This window comes from Caulobacter sp. GW821-FHT11E11 (assembly GCF_058808315.1).
In genome coordinates this window covers 1-733 of record NZ_JBXARO010000021.1, presented here as the reverse complement: position 1 = coordinate 733, position 733 = coordinate 1, and the positions used below count along the sequence as shown (strand labels likewise).

Annotated in this window: 1 pseudogene; it reads right to left on the bottom strand. The window is 68.2% G+C overall.

Going from position 1 to position 733, the window contains the following annotated elements:
- A pseudogene (locus AC1RR5_RS26720) lies at nt 1–733 on the bottom strand (hypothetical protein); the annotation flags it as partial.

The following is a 733-nucleotide window of genomic DNA, read 5'->3' as shown; positions in this document are numbered from 1 at the left end:
CCGGCCTGCTTGGCGCCGCCGGAGAACGATCCGAACTGCAGCTCGATATCCTTGATCTTCACGCCCTTGGCCGGGGTGAAGACGTCGGTGCGGGTGATGCGGCCGGGCTCGAGGACATAGGTCGTCTTGACCGTGACGCGCTTGTCGGCGACCGGGGCGCGCTCGCCCATCTTGTCCAGCTCGTCCTGGCGCCAGGAGACCGTGGTCTTGGCGCCCTTGGCCTCGACCTTGGCGTCCTTGAAATAGGCCAGCGGCATCAGGGCCGAGCCGTCTTCCAGGGTCAGGCGGGGCACGAGGAACGGCGCGACGCCGTCGGGCGAGGCTTCCAGCATCCCCGGCGAGAACGGGATCGGGAAGTACGGGTTGTGCATGTGCTGGCTTTCGCCGCCGTTGATCACCGGCAGGCTGATCATGCGGCCGCCGTCACGCACGCTGACCAGCAGGCGGTCGTAGTCGCCCTTCTGGAACCAGGTGACCTGCCGGCGCGGCAGGGTGGCAAGGCCCTTGGCCCAGTCGGCCGCCGGCGTCTTGCCGCCATAGCCCATGCGGGCCCAGTGGGCGCTGGTGTAGGCGTATTGGTGGGCCAGCGAGAGGTTCTCGCCCAGGATCCGGAACTTGCCGCGATAGTCGTCGGTGCGACGACCGCCGTCCCACAGGTTCACCGAACCGGTCTTGGCGTCCTGCCAGAACGCGACATAGCGCTGGGCGGCGCGGGCGGAATAGGCATAGGCCA